General features: G+C 66.6%; 9 protein-coding genes and 1 pseudogene. 6 read left to right on the top strand and 4 right to left on the bottom strand.

Translation table 11 applies throughout. The features are described 5' to 3' along the window. Window positions 1–9 precede the first annotated feature (9 nt). The 3 genes and pseudogenes from L0C21_RS16365 to L0C21_RS16375 all read left to right on the top strand — a co-directional run bounded on the left by L0C21_RS16365 (window position 10) and on the right by L0C21_RS16375 (window position 5,528). Entirely contained in the window at window positions 10–3,150 is a 3,141-nt protein-coding gene (locus tag L0C21_RS16365) for an efflux RND transporter permease subunit (RefSeq protein ID WP_259279466.1), read from the top strand. Continuing rightward, window positions 3,147–4,563: pseudogene (locus L0C21_RS16370) on the top strand (efflux transporter outer membrane subunit). Before L0C21_RS16365 ends, L0C21_RS16370 begins: the two are co-directional and overlap by 4 nt. Before the next feature lie 149 nt (window positions 4,564–4,712). Next, window positions 4,713–5,528 (top strand): DODA-type extradiol aromatic ring-opening family dioxygenase, encoded by an 816-nt coding sequence (locus L0C21_RS16375; RefSeq protein WP_259279467.1) that lies wholly within the window; start codon window positions 4,713–4,715, stop codon window positions 5,526–5,528. A gap of 94 nt (window positions 5,529–5,622) precedes the next feature. Here the strand turns inward: L0C21_RS16375 and L0C21_RS16380 are convergent, their stop codons facing one another. Together L0C21_RS16380 and L0C21_RS16385 are read right to left on the bottom strand one after the other, a co-directional pair. Beyond that, window positions 5,623–6,126, bottom strand: a complete 504-nt coding sequence (locus tag L0C21_RS16380) for a YybH family protein (RefSeq protein ID WP_259279468.1) — start codon at window positions 6,124–6,126, stop codon at window positions 5,623–5,625. A 111-nt stretch (window positions 6,127–6,237) separates the two neighbouring features. Beyond that, a complete protein-coding gene (locus L0C21_RS16385; RefSeq protein ID WP_259279469.1) occupies window positions 6,238–6,600 on the bottom strand; it encodes a copper-binding protein in 363 nt (120 codons plus the stop codon). 183 nt (window positions 6,601–6,783) lie between these two features. On the opposite strand from L0C21_RS16385, the gene L0C21_RS16390 reads away from it, so the two are divergent. Beyond that, a complete protein-coding gene (locus tag L0C21_RS16390; RefSeq protein ID WP_259279470.1) occupies window positions 6,784–9,309 on the top strand; it encodes a vitamin K epoxide reductase family protein in 2,526 nt (841 codons plus the stop codon). Window positions 9,310–9,368: 59 nt separating this feature from the next. Here L0C21_RS16390 and ybaL read toward each other — a convergent pair whose 3' ends face one another. Beyond that, the gene (gene ybaL, locus L0C21_RS16395; protein ID WP_259279471.1) at window positions 9,369–11,162 is read right to left on the bottom strand and encodes a YbaL family putative K(+) efflux transporter; all 1,794 of its coding nucleotides are present in this window, start codon (window positions 11,160–11,162) and stop codon (window positions 9,369–9,371) included. Window positions 11,163–11,681: 519 nt separating this feature from the next. Between ybaL and L0C21_RS16400 the strand changes: the two genes are divergently transcribed. Then, a complete protein-coding gene (locus tag L0C21_RS16400; RefSeq protein WP_259279472.1) occupies window positions 11,682–13,949 on the top strand; it encodes an NADP-dependent malic enzyme in 2,268 nt (755 codons plus the stop codon). Window positions 13,950–14,100: 151 nt separating this feature from the next. Here L0C21_RS16400 and L0C21_RS16405 read toward each other — a convergent pair whose 3' ends face one another. Then, complete coding sequence (locus L0C21_RS16405; RefSeq protein ID WP_259279473.1) at window positions 14,101–14,364, bottom strand: DUF3297 family protein; 264 nt, start codon at window positions 14,362–14,364, stop codon at window positions 14,101–14,103. A gap of 347 nt (window positions 14,365–14,711) precedes the next feature. On the opposite strand from L0C21_RS16405, the gene L0C21_RS16410 reads away from it, so the two are divergent. Then, complete coding sequence (locus L0C21_RS16410; RefSeq protein WP_259279474.1) at window positions 14,712–15,695, top strand: sterol desaturase family protein; 984 nt, start codon at window positions 14,712–14,714, stop codon at window positions 15,693–15,695. Window positions 15,696–15,723: the final 28 nt, after the last annotated feature.

Here is a 15,723-nt window from a genome sequence, read left to right on the forward strand (position 1 = left end):
GCGCGTTTCATGCTCAGCAAATTCTTCATCAACCGGCCGATCTTCGCCTGGGTCATCGCCATCGGCATCATGCTGGCGGGCCTGGGCTCGATCCTCACCCTGCCGATCGCCCAGTATCCCAGCATCGCGCCGCCTTCGGTCAATATCAGCGCCACCTACCCCGGCGCCTCCGCCGAGACGGTGGAGACCAGCGTCACCCAGGTGCTGGAGCAGCAGCTCACCGGCATCGACGGGCTGATGTATTTCTCCTCCTCCTCCAGCAACCGGGGCCAGGCGCAGATCACGGTGACCTTCGAGAAGGGCACCGACCCGGACACCGCCCAGGTGCAGGTGCAGAACAAGGTGCAGCAGGCCATCAGCCGCCTGCCGAGCGCCGTGCAGCAACAGGGCGTGGTCGTCACCAAGTCGCAGGAAGACTTCCTGATGGTGGTGGCCATCTACGACAAGACCCGCCGCTCCACCCAGGCGGATATCGCCGACTTCCTGGTCAACAACTTCCAGGACCCGCTGGCGCGCGTGCAGGGCGTGGGCTCGTCGCGGGTGTTCGGCTCGCAATATGCCATGCGGATCTGGCTCGACCCGCACAAGCTGGCGGCACTGAAGCTGATGCCGTCCGACGTGCGCGCCGCCATCCAGGCGCAGAACGTGGAAATCTCCGCCGGCCAGATCGGCGAAGAGCCCTTCCCCGCCGGCCAGCAGCTGAACGCCACCGTGACCGCCAAGGCGCGGTTCCAGAACGTGGACCAGTTCCGCAACATCGTGGTCAAGACCCAGCCCGATGGCTCCATCGTCCACCTGTCCGACGTGGCGCGGGTGGAGCTGGGCAACGAAAGCTATGGCGTTGCGGCCCGCATGAACGGCTACCCGGCCTCGGGCATGGCGCTCCAGCTGGCCCCCGGCGCGGACGCGCTGAAAACCGCCGAGCTGGTAAAGGCCAAGGTTGCCGAACTCTCCACCAACCTGCCGGACGGCTACGCCATCTCCTTCCCGCGCGACACGACGCCGTTCATCAAGCTGTCGGTGGAGGAAGTGGTCAAGACGCTGATCGAGGCCGTGGTGCTGGTGGTCATCGTCATGTTCGTGTTCCTCCAGAACTTCAGGGCAACGCTGGTCCCGGCGCTGGCCGTGCCGGTGGTCCTGCTCGGCACCTTCGGCGTGCTGGCGCTGTTCGGCTATTCCATCAACACCCTGACCCTCTTCGGCATGGTGCTCTCCATTGGTCTTCTCGTCGACGATGCGATCGTCGTCGTCGAGAACGTGGAGCGCATCATGGAGGAAGAGGGCCTCTCCCCGCGCGAGGCCACCATCAAGTCGATGGGCGAGATCGGCGGCGCGCTCGTCGGCATCGGCCTCGTCCTGTCGGCCGTGCTCCTGCCCATGGCCTTCTTCGGCGGCTCGACCGGCGTCATCTACCGCCAGTTCTCCATCACCATCGTCTCCTCGATGGTGCTGTCGGTGATCGTGGCGCTGATCTTCTCGCCGGCCCTGTGCGCCACCTTGCTCAAGCCCAAGAAGCACAACGCGGACGAGCGCAGCTTCGGCGCGCGCTTCAACCGCTGGTTCGAGCGCATCACCGGCAAATACCTTGGCGGCGTTCGCCAGGTGCTGAACCGCCGCGTGCTCTACCTCGCCGGCTACGGGCTGACGCTCGTGCTGTTGTGGGTGTTCTTCGTGCGCCTGCCGACGAGCTTCCTGCCCGTCGAGGACCAGGGCCAGGTGATGGTGCAGTACACCCTGCCGCCGGGCGCGACCAAGACCCGCACCAACAAGGTGGAACAGCGGGTGACCGACTACTTCCTCAACAACGAGAAGGGCAACATCGACACCTTCTTCACGGTGACCGGCTTCAGCTTCTCCGGCCAGGGGCAGAACGCGGGCATGGGCTTCATCAACCTGTCGGACTGGGAGCAGCGCGAGGGCCAGGAAAACAGCGCCGCGGCCGTCGCCATGCGGGCGATGATGAGCCTGTCGGCCATCCGCGACGCCAAGATCTTCTCCATGACGCCGCCGGCGATCATGGGCCTTGGCCAGTCCAACGGCTTCAACTTCCAGCTGCTCAACACCGGCGGCCTCAGCCGCGAGCGGTTCAAGGAGCTGCGCGACAAGCTGATCGAGGCCGCCAACCAGGACCCCAGGCTCTCGGCCGTGCGCGCCTCGACGCTGGAAGACACGCCGCAGCTGCACATCGATATCGACGAGGAAAAGCTGGCGGTGCTGGGCCTCTCCCAGGCCGACGTAAACAGCACCCTCTCCTCCGCCTGGGGCAGCAACTACATCAACGACTTCGTGGACCGGGGCCGGGTGAAGCGCGTCTACATGCAGGCGGACGCGCCCTACCGCGCCCTGCCGAGCGACCTCGACTACTGGCACGTGCGCTCCGCCAGAACCGGCGAGATGGTGCCGTTCTCGGCCTTCGCCACCACCAGCTGGCAGAAGGGCCCGACCAACGTTTCTCGCTTCAACGGCCAGTCGTCCTATGAAATCCAGGGACAGGCGGCGCCGGGCGTCAGCTCGGGCGAGGCCATGGCCCGGATGGTCGCGCTGCAACGCGAACTCGCCCCCGGCACCAGCTACGCCTGGAGCGGCCTGTCGTACCAGGAGCAGGTCTCGGGCGGTCAGGCGCCCCTGCTCTACGGCGTCTCGCTGCTGGTGGTGTTCCTCTGCCTTGCCGCGCTCTACGAGAGCTGGTCCGTACCGCTGGCGGTGCTGCTGGTGATCCCGCTCGGCATCATCGGCGCGGTGCTGGCCGTCACCCTGCGGGGCCTTGAGAACAACATCTACTTCCAGGTGGGCTTGCTGACCACCATGGGCCTCACGGCGAAGAACGCCATCCTCATTGTGGAATTCGCGGAAATGGCCTACCGCGAGGGCAAGGGGGCGGTCGCCTCGGCGATCGAGGCGGCGCGCCTGCGCTTCCGCCCGATCCTGATGACCTCGCTGGCCTTCATGGCGGGCGTCATTCCGCTCGCCATCGCCACCGGCGCGGGCGCGCAGAGCCGCATCGCCATCGGCACCGCCGTGCTCGGCGGCATGCTGACGGCAACGGTGCTGGCCATCTTCTACGTGCCCCTGTTCTTCGTCCTCGTTACCCGGCTGTTCAGCGGCAAGCGCGATGACGCGCCCGAAGCCGCGCAGGAGTCCCAGGCATGAGACACGGTTATCTTCTTCTCCTGCCGATGATGCTGGGCGCGTGCAGCCTCGCGCCCGATTACCAGCGGCCCGAGGCCCCGGTTCCGGCCACCTGGCCGGAAGGCGCGGCCTATGCCGAGCAGGCGGCGGTCGACGCCCCCGGCCTGTCGTGGCAGCAGCTCATCACCCACGAAAAGTTGCGTAACGTTATCGGGCAGATGCTCGCCAACAACCGCGACCTGCGCGCCTCGCTCGCCAACGTCGAAGCGGCGCGGGCGCAGTATCGGGTGCAGCGCTCCGCCCGCCTGCCGACGATCGCCGCCAATGGCGGGGTGACGGTGAGCGACAGCAACGCCGGCTCCAGCTTCGGCAGCGGCGGCGGCGGCAACGGCCGCGACACCTGGTACACCGCCAACGTGGGGCTGAGCGCGTTCGAGATCGACCTGTTCGGCCGGGTGCGGAACCTGAGCCGGGCGGCGCTGGAGAGCTACCTTGCGACCGAAGAGGGCATGCGCTCCACCCGCATCGCGCTCATCGCCGAGACCGCCAGCGCCTACGCGACCCTTGCGGCGGACCAGGACCTGCTGAAGGTGGCCCAGGAGACGGCGGCGAGCGCCGAGCGCTCCCTCAGACTGACGCAGGATCTGAACCAAGCCGGCCTTGCCGGCAAGCTGGACGTGCACCAGGCCGAGACCGTGGTGCAGCAGGCCCGCGCCGACGTGGAAGTTTACCTCACCCAGGTGGCACAGGACCGCAACGCGCTCGACCTGCTGGTGGGCGCGCCCGTGGACGAGGCGCTGCTGCCCGAAAGCCTGGCCGAGCTGGCGGAGGGCATCAGCCCGGTGCCGGCGGGCCTGTCGTCGGACGTGCTCCTGAACCGGCCGGACGTGCTGGCGGCCGAGCACCAGCTGAAGGCGGCCAACGCCAACATCGGCGCGGCGCGCGCGGCCTTCTTCCCGCGCATCAGCCTGACGGCGGCGGCAGGCTTCGCCAGCGCGGCGCTGGACAGCCTGTTCGATGGCGACAGCTTCACCTGGCAGGCGAACCCTGCGGCCAGCATGGCGCTGCTGGGCGGCCCCAACTGGGCCAACCTGGATTATTCCAAGGCCCAGCGGGACATGTACGTGGCCCAGTATGAGGGGGGCGATCCAGTCCGCCTTCCGCGACGTGGCCGATGCGCTGGCGCGCGCCGGCACCATCACGCGCCAGCAGGAGGCCCAGCGCGCCCTGCTGCGAGCCAGCGAGCAGAGCTATCAACTGGCCGAACAGCGCTACAAGGCGGGCATCGATCCGTTCCTCACCACGCTGGACGCGCAGCGCACGCTCTACTCGGCGCGGCGCTCGGTGATCGCCACCGACCTTGCGTTCATCGACAATCGTATCGCCATGTACCGGGCGATCGGAGCCGAGCCGGCCTCCACGCCGGCGCCCTGACGACACGGCACGGCGGCGAGACCTGTTTCGCAGACGCGGATTCCGTCTCGTCGCCGCCAGCCCTTCCGAAAAGGACAAGCGAGCCTTATCTCAGATTGAAGCGCACGTCTTTCGCGTACGCCGAGACGTGCCTCACCGGAGTGTGCGTTATGTCTGAGTTCAAGCGCTTGCCCAGCCTTTTCATCCCCCATGGCGGGGGCCCCTGCTTCTTCATGGAGCCGCCGCCGGGCTGGCCGCGCGATACCTGGGACAGCATGGAGGCCTACTTAAGCGGCCTTGGCGATACCCTGCCGCAACGGCCAAGCGCGCTGCTCGTCGTCTCCGGCCACTGGCTGACCAACCGGCCGACGGTGAACGTCGCCGCGCGCCCGACGCTGCTTTACGATTATTACGGCTTTCCCGAGCACACCTATAAGCTCACCTACCCCGCGCCGGGCGCGCCGCACCTGGCAAGCCGGGTGCGGCAGCTGCTGGCAGGCAGCCGCATTCCCACCGACACGGAGAGCGAACGCGGGCTCGACCACGGCGTCTTCATTCCGCTCAAGGTGATGTTCCCGAAGGCGGACGTGCCGGTGCTCCAGCTCTCCCTCCAGAAGGATCTGGACCCTGCGGACCACCTGGCCATCGGCCGGGCGCTCGCGCCCCTGCGGGACGAAGGCGTGCTCATCATCGGCTCGGGCATGAGCTACCACCACCTGCCCAACCTGATGAGCGGGCGGGACAACCAATCCTCCGAGCAGTTCGACGCCTGGCTGGACGAGACGCTGACGAGAAGCGGCCCCGCCGCGCGCTGGCGCCGGCTCCTTGGCTGGGAGAAGGCTCCGGGCGGGTTCGCCTCGCACCCCACGCCCGAGCACCTGCTGCCGCTGATGGTGGCGGTCGGCGCGGGCCTGGAGGACGCGGGCGTGCGGGAGTTCAACGACCGCATCCTCGGCAAGGCGATTTCCGGCTTCCGCTTCGGTTAGGGCGACACTTGCGAAACCAGCCACAACTCTTTGTATTGTGGTAAATTTTACGTTTACTTAAAGTAAAGCTTTAAGCCCCTCCCTGCGGCCCGCCTCAGTTTGTGGCGGCGGGTTTGGGATCGTGGCTCAGGTGCTCGTAGGCCAGCCGCCAGCCCGCGGGCGTGCGCTTGTAAAGGTTGGTGCCGTGCCCGCCGCCCGAGAGGGCTTGCCCGCTCTTCAGCGTGCCCTTGTAGCTGTAGCGGAAGACGACCAGCGCCGTATCGCGGTCCCGCGCCAGCCATTCGGGCTGGCTCATGGCGTAGACTTCATCCGGCAGAATGGACCAGGTATTCTGGAAGGCGGCGCGCACCGCATCCAGCCCGCGATGGCTCTTCTCGGTGAAGACGAACAGGGCATCCGGCGCAATGACCTGATCCGCCAACTGCTCGAAATCGTGGGTGTTGATGAGCGTGCGGTAGCGCTCGAACGCCGCCTCGGGGGTATCGCCTGCGGCATCGGCCGCATGGGCCGGCGCAAGGCAAACAGGGGCCGCAAGCCCGAGAAACGCCAGCGAAATGGCAAGGCGAACAAGCAGCCGCAACGGCCTCAAAATCAACATTGAAACGGTCCCCCCGTGTTAGCGCGCAGCCATGGTTTGGCTTGCCGTTGCCAATAGCCGGCGACTGATGGATCGCCTAGGCGTTTGCGACGGGCGAGCGCTGCGCGCCGGTCAGTCGCCGCGCTTCTGGATGGAGACGAGGATGTACTGCCCGCCCGCCTGATTGAAGGTGAAGGACACCTTGTCGCCGGGACGCAGGTTGATGATCTGGTCGAGGTTCTGCGCCTGGAAGTCGGCCGTCTGGGCGGGCCAGTCCAGATCCTTCACCGGGCCGTGCGCGATCGTCACCTGATTGCCCGCGATGGCCGTGATCGTGCCGGTTGCGGCGTAGGTCTTGTCGTCCTCCGGCTGATCCGTGCTCAAGGACGTGGCGGTGGCGTTCTCCGCCTCCTCTGCCTGCCCGCAGGCCATCAGCCCGAGGCCTGTCAGTCCAAGGCTGGCGGCCGTGACGCACATCAGGATGGAGCGCTTCATACCATCGGTCCCTGCAATCTGTTTATCCAACGCGACACCCCGCCGCCGCGCGGCACGGCCGGCAGGCTGAAAGGAAGATACGCTTCGGGCAGGCCTTGGATGCCAAACGGCCTGCCCCAAGGAACGCCCGGCCAACGGCCCGCGTTGACACGCAAAGGCCGAAACGTTGGGGGAACCGCACCCGTGGAGTCTGCCAGGCCATCCACCGAGACATCCGCTCCGGGCCAGTCCGCTGCCGGCAAGCCCGTGGTCCTGATTACCGGCGCGACCGGCAACCTGGGCCGCTCGCTGGCCGGGGCCCTATCCGATGCCTACCGGATCGTCGGCCTCGACCTGAAGGTAAGAGACGTCGGGTTTCCGGTGCTTGAGGCCGATTTTTCATCCGATGACTCGTTGCGGGAGGCGCTGGCGCAGGTGCAAAAGACGTTCGGCAGCCGCATCGCCAGCGTCATCCATCTGGTGGCCTTCTTCGACTTCACCGGCGAGGAGAACCCGCTCTACCAGTCGGTCAACGTGGAGGGCACGCGGTGCCTGCTGCGCTCCCTCCAGAACTTCGAGGTGGAGCAGTTCGTCTACTCCAGCACCATGCTGGTGCATGCCCCCTGCCGCCCCGGCGAGCAGATCGACGAGACCCAGCCCATCGACCCACGCTGGGCCTACCCGAAGTCAAAGGCGGCCGCCGAAGCCGTCATCAAGGCCGAGCACGGCAAGATTCCCTATGTGCTCCTGCGGCTGGCCGGCGTCTACGACGAGCATACCACCGTGCCCACCATGGCCCAGCAGATGGCGCGCATCTACGAGCGGGACCTGGAGAGCTATTTCTATTCGGGCTCGACGCTCGTCGGCCAGTCCATGCTGCATCGGGAGGATATGCTGGATGCCTTCCGCCGCACGGTGGACCGGCGGGCGCAGCTGCCGCCAGAGGCGGAAATCCTCATCGGCGAGGCGGACGCCATCGGCTATGACGCGCTGCAGGACGAGCTGGGCTACCTGATCCATGGCGAGAAGGAATGGCCGACGCTGCGCCTGCCCAAACCCATCGCCGCGGCCGGGGCCTGGGCGCAGGACAAGCTGGAGCCGGTTATCCCCGACATGATCGACCAGGGGGAGAAACCGTTCATCAAGCCGTTCATGGTGCGGATGGCGGACGATCACTATGCGCTCGACATCACCCGCGCCCGCCAGTGGCTGGGCTGGGAGCCGAAACACCGGCTGAAGGCCGAGCTGCCGAAGATGGTGGCGGCGCTGAAACGGGACCCGATCGGCTGGTACAAGGCCAACGGCGTCACCCCGCCCGAGTCCCTGGAGGCGGCGGCCGATGCGGCGGCCGAGACCGCGGGCCACCCCCACGACCTGACCCAGCGCCGGCAGGCCCAGGTGGCGCAGGAGCACAGCGCCTATCGCTGGGCGCACTTCGCCAACATCGGCATGGGGTTCTGGCTGTTGGCGCAGCCGTGGGTCATCACCGTGCCCGAGCGCGGGCTGGCGTGGGTGGAGGTCGCCCTGGGCGCGGCGCTGATGGTGTTCGCGAGCCTGGCCGTCTCGTGGCGGGCCCAGTGGGCGCGCTGGGTGTGCGCCGCCATCGGCGCCGTGGCGATGGCCGTGCCCTTCCTGTTCTGGACCACGAGCGGGGCCGATTACCTCTCCGACACGCTGGCGGGCATGCTCATCTTCGGCTTTGCCGTCTGCACCCGCCCGGAGCCGGGCCCCTCGGCCGCCGCGGCGCTCACCGGACCCGACGTGCCGCCGGGGTGGGACTACAACCCCTCCTCCTGGTCGCAGCGCCTCCCCATCATCGCGCTGGCGGTCGTGGGGCTGATGATCTCCCGCCACCTGGCCGCCTACCAGCTGGGCCACAGCCCGGCCGCGTGGGATCCGGTGTTCACCGGCAACCCCCTGGACCCGAAGAACGGGACGGAGGAGATCATTACCTCCTGGGTTTCCGAAGCCTGGCCGGTTTCGGATGCGGCCGTGGGGGCCTATACCTATGCGCTCGAAATCCTCACCGGCATCGTCGGCTCGCGCCAGCGCTGGCGCACCATGCCATGGCTGGTGCTGATCTTCGGCCTGATGATCGCGCCCTTGGGCGTTACCTCCATCTTCTTCATCATCATCCAGCCGATCCTGCTCGGCACCTGGAGCCTGCCGGCGCTCATCGCCGCCGCCGTGATGCTGATACAAATTCCCTATTCGCTCGACGAACTGCTGGCGACCATCCAGTTCCTCCGCCGCCGCATAAAGGCCGGGCGCAACTGGCTCTATGTGCTGCTGTTCGGCGACACGGACGAAGGCGAGGCCGCCCGGCCACAGGAGGACGAGTTCGCGCGCGCGCCCGGCGCCGTTCTGCGGGAAATGGTGGCAGGCGGCGTCAGCCTGCCCTGGCCGCTGGCGGCCTCGGCCCTCATCGGCCTGTGGCTGCTGTTCACCCGCGTGACGCTGGGCAACAGCGGCAGCATGGCCAACGCCGACCACCTGATCGGCTCGCTGGCGCTGACGGTCGTCTCCATCGCCAGCGCCGAGGTGGCCCGGCCGGTGCGTTTTCTCAACGTCCTGCTCGGCGCGGCGCTGTGCGTGACGCCCTTCCTCTATGACGCCAGCACCACATCCATGATCGCGAGCATCCTCTGCGGCCTCGCGCTTGCCGCGCTCAGCATTCCCAAGGGCCCGATCCGCAACCACTATGGCCGCTGGGACCGCTTGATCGTGTGAGAGACGGCATCTTTATAAGACGCAAAGGGAGCCCAACCGCTTGCGGAACATAAGTGATCCTAGGCGGCCCCGGCGCCCCGCGCCGCGTCATCCTCCTCGGCGGCGGATGTCATGAGCGAGACACGCTCGAGGATGCCCCTGGCGATCTCGCGCTCGCCCATGATGACCGCATCCGCGCCGAGATTGGCCAGATAGTCCACCTCGGCGTCGGAGTGGGCGCGGGCGATCACGTCCACATCCGGATTGGCCGCCTTGGCCTGCTGGACGATCTGCCCCGCCTCGAACGCGTTGGGAATGGCGATGATGACCCGCTGCGCCGCCGCCAGATTGGCCGAGCGCAGGATATCCGACTTGGCGGCGTTGCCGGCGATGGTCTCGATGTTCGCCTCCCGCAGGGCGAAGACAGCCTTCTCCGCATCCTCGATGACGAGGAACGGCAGGCCGGCCTCCTTCAGGCGCTCGCCCACCAGGCTGCCGACCCGGCCGTAGCCCACCAGAACGGTGTGGCCGGAAAGCCGGGTGATCGCATGCTCCTCCGGCTCGGGCGCGGCGGCAGCAGCAGCGGCCGCCGCCGCGGCCGCGACGGGGCCATCCACCTGCCCCGGCACGGTGTGGGACATGGAGGCGAGCAGCTCGTTCTTTTCCAGCCGGGGGCGCAGCCGGGAAATGGCGGCAAAGGCCACCGGGTTGAGCAGGATGGAGAGGATCGCGCCCGCCAGGATCAGGTCCCGCCCCTGCTCGGGCAGAAGGTCAAGACTGACGCCGAGCCCCGCGAGAATGAAGGAGAATTCGCCGATCTGGGCGAGGCTGGCGGAAATGGCGAGCGCCGTTGGCACCGGATGGCGGAACGCCAGCACGATGAAGAACGCGGCGACCGACTTGCCGATGAGGATGATGAGCAGGGTGGCGAGCACCGGCAGCGGATCGCGCACCAGGCTCATGGGATCGAACAACATGCCGACCGAGACGAAGAACAGCACCGCGAACGCATCGCGCAGCGGCAGGGTTTCTTCGGCCGCCCGGTGGCTGAGTTCGGATTCGCTGAGGATCATGCCCGCGAAGAACGCGCCGAGCGCCAGCGAGACGCCGAACAGCTTGGCCGCGCCGAAGGCAACGCCGAGCGCGATGGCGAGAACCGCCAGCCGGAACAGCTCGCGCGAGCCGGTGTGCGCCACATAATGCAGCAGCCATGGGATGACCCGGCGGCCGACAATGAGCATGAAGGCAACGAAGCCCACCACCTTCAAAAGCGTGAGGCCGAGCACGCCCCAAAGGGTGAGGCCGGACGTGGCGGCGTGATGGCCCGCCACCCCCGCCGCGCTGCCGCCCATGAGGCCCGCCAGCGCGGGCAGCAGCACCAGCGCCAGCACCATGGCAAGGTCTTCAACGATGAGCCAGCCGACGGCGATACGCCCCTTCTCGGTGTCGATGAGGCGGCGTTCCTGCAATGCGCGCAGCAGCACCACCGTACTGGCAACCGACAGCGCGAGGCCGAAGACGAGGCCGCCGCCCAACGGCCAGCCCAGCGCCCACGCCAGCGCCGCGCCCATGGCGGTGGCGACCGTGATCTGCACCACCGCGCCCGGCACGGCGATGGTTTTCACCGACAGGAGATCCTTCAGCGAAAAGTGCAGACCCACGCCGAACATCAGGAGAATGACGCCCATTTCCGCCAGTTCAGGCGCAAGCGACTGGTCCGCGACGAATCCCGGCGTGTGCGGCCCCGCCAGCACCCCCGCGATCAGATATCCCACCAGGGGCGGTATTCGGAACCGGCTGGCGATCGTGCCGAGGATGAACGCAAGGCCGATGCCGCCGACGATCGTGGCGATGAGGGGGGTGTCATGGGGCATTCGTCGGTCGGGGCTCCTTTCCAGAGTGCGGCCAGGGAATGATCAAATCAAGGGAGATGCCTATTATGAAAAAGATATGCACTTCAGTGCAAGTTTTTCCTTAAAGAATTTTCCTAGGGTTCGAATGCGACGGCAACTTCGGCGTGAAGCGGTGAGTGAGGCCTTCGGTCGCATGCTTGCTCCGTAGGTTTGAATTATAGAAATTACATCAAAAACAGGGCAACTGTTCTAATGGCAACAGAGCATTGGCCTGTAATTGTGCCGCACATGGCGGTAATTCTGCGCCGCCCTCCAACCAAAAGGCCGGGCAAGCGCACCGGCGGCGGGCCGGAGCGCCGGTGACGCCGCCTCGGGACGCGTTGGCCGCCGGCCCCTTTATGGGCTTTAACGCCTTCCCGTCCGCAGATGTTCAGGCTTTGCTTGAGCGCAAGGCGCGGGGCTGCTACCGCAGGGATCAAAGAAACTGCTACCAACGGTCTTCCGTAGTTGTAGTTGTTGTGTTTGCCGACAGGATGCACCATGGACGAAGACTTCCGCAAAGCCGCCTTGGACTATCATCGTCTGCCGCGCCCCGGAAAGCTGGCGGTGGAGCCGACCAAGCGCATGGCCAACCAGCATGACCTTGCGCTGGCCTATTCGCCGGGCGTGGCGGCGGCGTGCGAGGCCATCCAGTCCGACCCGGAAGCCGCCCGCGAGATGACCGCGCGCGGCAACCTGGTGGCCGTCATCAGCAACGGCACGGCAGTGCTGGGCCTGGGCAACATCGGCCCGCTCGCCTCCAAGCCGGTGATGGAGGGCAAGGCGGTCCTGTTCAAGAAGTTCGCGGGCATCGACGTCTTCGACATCGAGGTGGATGCCAGCGACCCGGACCACTTCTGCCAGGTGGTGGCGGCGCTGGAGCCGACCTTCGGCGGCATCAACCTTGAGGACATCAAGGCGCCCGAGTGCTTTGAGATCGAGCAGCGGCTGCGCCAGCAGATGGCCATTCCGGTGTTCCACGACGACCAGCACGGCACGGCCATCGTGTGCGCGGCGGCCGTGCGGAACGGCCTCCTGCTGCAGGGCAAGCGCCTGGAGGACGTGAAGCTGGTCACCTCCGGCGCGGGCGCGGCGGCCATGGCCTGCGTCGACCTGCTCGTCACCATGGGCCTGAAGCCGGAGAACGTCACGCTCACCGACATCAAGGGCGTGGTCTATGAGGGGCGCGACGAGAACATGCCGGCCAACATGGCCCGCTATGCCCGGCAGACGGATGCGCGCGCGCTCAATGAGGTGCTGGCGGGGGCGGATGTGTTCCTCGGCCTTTCTGCCCCGCGCGTCTTGAGGCCGGAGTGGCTGCCGCTCCTGGCCGACAAGCCGCTCATCCTGGCGCTGGCCAACCCGGAGCCGGAAATCCTGCCCGCCCTGGTGCGCGAGGCGCGGCCGGATGCCATCGTCGCCACCGGCCGGTCGGACTACCCGAACCAGGTGAACAACGTTCTGTGCTTCCCCTACATCTTCCGCGGCGCGCTCGATGTGCACGCCAGCGAGATCAACGAGGCGATGAAGGTGGCAGCCGTCGAGGCGATCGCCGAGCTCGCCCGCGCCGAGGCCAGCGAGGTGGTGGCCAGCGCCTACGGCGGCAGCGCGCCCCTGTTCGGCCCGGACTATATCATCCCCAAGCCCTTTGATCCGCGCCTCCTGCTGGAGATCGCCCCCGCCGTCGCCAAGGCCGCCATGGCCACGGGCGTCGCCCGCAAGCCGATCGAGGATTTCGAGGTCTACAAGACGGAGCTGGAGCGCTTCATCTACCGCTCGGGCCAGCTGATGCGCCCGGTGTTCGAAGTGGCCCGGCGCGCGCCCAAGCGCGTGGCCTACGCCGAGGGCGAGGACGAGCGCGTGCTGCGCGCGGTGCAGACCGTGATCGACGAGCGCATCGCCCGGCCGGTGCTGGTGGGCCGGCGCGGCGTCATCGAGGAGCGCATCCGCGAGCTTGGCCTGCGCCTGCAGATCGGCCGCGACATCGAGGTGGTGGACCCGGCCGAGAACGACAGCAACTTCCTGCCGCTGGTGGAGCGCTACCAGCGGCTGGTGGAACGGCGCGGCGTGCCGCCCGCATCCTCCGAGCGCCGCATTCGCCGCCGCCCCAACATCACCACGGCCATGCTGCTGGACGCGGGCTTTGTGGACGCAGCCATTTGCGGCGGCCGCAGCGACTGGTGGCAGCAGACGCGGGACGTGCTTCCCATCATCCCGAAGCGGGACTCCGTCAGCCGCATCTACGCCATGTCGACGGTGATCCTGCCCACGGGCGTCCTGTTCATCTGCGACACCCACATGAACCTCGACCCCACCGCCGAGCAGGTGGCGGAAATGACCCAGCTGGCCGCCCAGACGGTGCGGCGCTTCGGCATGGTGCCCAAGGCGGCGCTGCTGTCCCACTCCAACTTCGGGGCCAGCAACTCGCCGAGCGCGCGCAAGATGCGCCAGGCCCTGCCGCTCATCCGCGAGGCCTGCCCGGACCTGGAGATCGACGGCGAAATGCACGGCGACGCCGCGCTGGCCGAGAGCATCCGCAGCCGCATGGTGACCCAGAGCCCGCTGACCGGCTCGGCCAACCTGCTCATCATGCCGTCGCTGGATGCGGCCAACATCAGCCTCACCCTGCTGGCCGCCGCCAACGACGGCCACCTGATCGGCCCCCTGCTGCTCGGCACCTCCAAGCAGCTGCACGTGCTGGTGCCAAGCACCACGGCACGCGGCATTGTCAACATCACGGCGCTGAGCGTCGCCCAGCTTCAGGGGTGAATTGGGGAATGGACTTGCCAAGGGGGTCTCAGGAACCCCCTTGGAATTTATAGGGACGCGCCGGGCAGGAACGGCCGCGCCCGTCCAAAAGCAAAAGCGCGCCGCGAGGTTCCGCCCCGCGACGCGCTTTTGTTTTGAATAACGGAAACGGCTATTCGGCCTTGCCGGCCGTATCGGCAGCGTCCTGGAAATAGGGCTCGACCGGACCGGTCAGCTTAATCGTCAGCGGATAGCCGTGGCGATCGCGGGTGTTGCCCACCGGCACGCGAATCCAGCCTTCGCTGACGCAGTATTCGTCCACGTCATGGCGCTCGGCGCCGCGGAAGCGGATGCCGACGCCCCGCTCAAGCACGGCCGCGTTGAAATAGGGGCTTTTCGGGTTGATCGAGAGGCGATCCGGAGGCGTATCGGTCATGCGAGACTGCTCTTCAATTGGCCAGAAACGGGAAAGTCCAAGCCTATACCCGTGCAGGAGCGCAAAACCAAGCCGCCATTGGGCCTCCAAGGCAACCGATGCACCCCGGCAGAAGCCTTGCAATAAACGCTGCTTATTTTCCCCTCCGGCCAGGCCCTAGATATTAATTCAAAAGGAAGTACCCGCAAGCCTGGCCATATAGGCGCATAAGACCGCATTTCTCCGGAACCCGATTGTTCCACCATCGTTTATCTGTCTGCGTCACAGCCCATGGGCTGGGCGCGACTATTATTCTTTTGTCGCCTCTTCCTGAAAAATACAGCGGAATTAATTGCCGGAGTTTCCGCATGTCTTCATTGAACGATGCTCTGAACGTCGTCCAGGATGCCGTTACGGGATTCATCGGCGTTGATGTCGCCACGATCAAGCAGGCCGTCATCGCCTCGGGAGGGCAGCAGGCCTGGGATGTCATCACCTACCTGACCAACCCGAAGGTATTGCTGATGGCGCTCATTCCCTGCCTCATCATCGAACGGCTGAGGCCCGCCGCGCCCCACCAGGCCCACCGGACCGGCGGCCTCTTGCTCGACTTTCTCTACCCCATTCCGCGTATCCTCATCCCGACGGCCTTTCTCGGGCTCGGCACGATGCTCGCCATGTACATCTACAAGACCTACCTGCCGTTCCTGAACACCGGGCTGCTCGATAACAAGCCGCTGTGGGTTCAGACGCTGGGCGCGTTCATCGTCAGCGATTTCATGTTCTACTGGTCGCACCGCATCCGCCACGAGGTGCGCTGGTTCTGGTACTTCCATGCCATCCACCACTCGCAGAAGCACCTGAACCCGGCGACCACTCATCGCACCCACCCGATCGAGACCATCATCTCCGGCGCGATCCGCACCATTCCCATCGCCTTCGTTGGCGGTTCCTACCCAGCCTGGGTGCTGTTCGTGGTGCTCAACAACTTCTGGGGCTATTTCATCCACGCCAACATCCGCACCAACCTGGGCTGGCTCGGCAACTTCATCGTCAGCCCGCAATACCACCGCGTGCACCACTCAACCCTCGAGGAGCATTTCGACATCAACTATGGGGAGCGGCTGGTGATCTGGGACAAGCTGTTCGGCACCTACTGCCCGGACCGGCAGGTCTACCCGCCCACCGGCATCCCCAATGCCGCCTGGATCGAGGAGAACAGCAACAATCCGGTCAAGATACCGTTATATTACCTGAAGCAGATGGCCTATCCGTTCGTTCGCATCGGCCAGTCGGTCAAGGAGACCGGACGCCTGGCCCTGGCGAGATTGCGCGCCCCGTCCCAGGCGTAAGCCGCTGCCAGCCAGGACCGCTTGCCTC

This window comes from Pedomonas mirosovicensis (assembly GCF_022569295.1).
GTDB lineage: Bacteria > Pseudomonadota > Alphaproteobacteria > Sphingomonadales > Sphingomonadaceae > Pedomonas > Pedomonas mirosovicensis.

Coding starts and splice junctions, on each gene's coding strand:
- L0C21_RS16365 (WP_259279466.1), top strand. CDS start 10: ATGCTCAGCAAATTCTTCATCAACCGGCCGATCTTCGCCTGGGTCATC.
- L0C21_RS16375 (WP_259279467.1), top strand. CDS start 4,713: ATGTCTGAGTTCAAGCGCTTGCCCAGCCTTTTCATCCCCCATGGCGGG.
- L0C21_RS16380 (WP_259279468.1), bottom strand. CDS start 6,126: ATGTTGATTTTGAGGCCGTTGCGGCTGCTTGTTCGCCTTGCCATTTCG.
- L0C21_RS16385 (WP_259279469.1), bottom strand. CDS start 6,600: ATGAAGCGCTCCATCCTGATGTGCGTCACGGCCGCCAGCCTTGGACTG.
- ybaL (WP_259279471.1), bottom strand. CDS start 11,162: ATGCCCCATGACACCCCCCTCATCGCCACGATCGTCGGCGGCATCGGC.
- L0C21_RS16400 (WP_259279472.1), top strand. CDS start 11,682: ATGGACGAAGACTTCCGCAAAGCCGCCTTGGACTATCATCGTCTGCCG.
- L0C21_RS16405 (WP_259279473.1), bottom strand. CDS start 14,364: ATGACCGATACGCCTCCGGATCGCCTCTCGATCAACCCGAAAAGCCCC.
- L0C21_RS16410 (WP_259279474.1), top strand. CDS start 14,712: ATGTCTTCATTGAACGATGCTCTGAACGTCGTCCAGGATGCCGTTACG.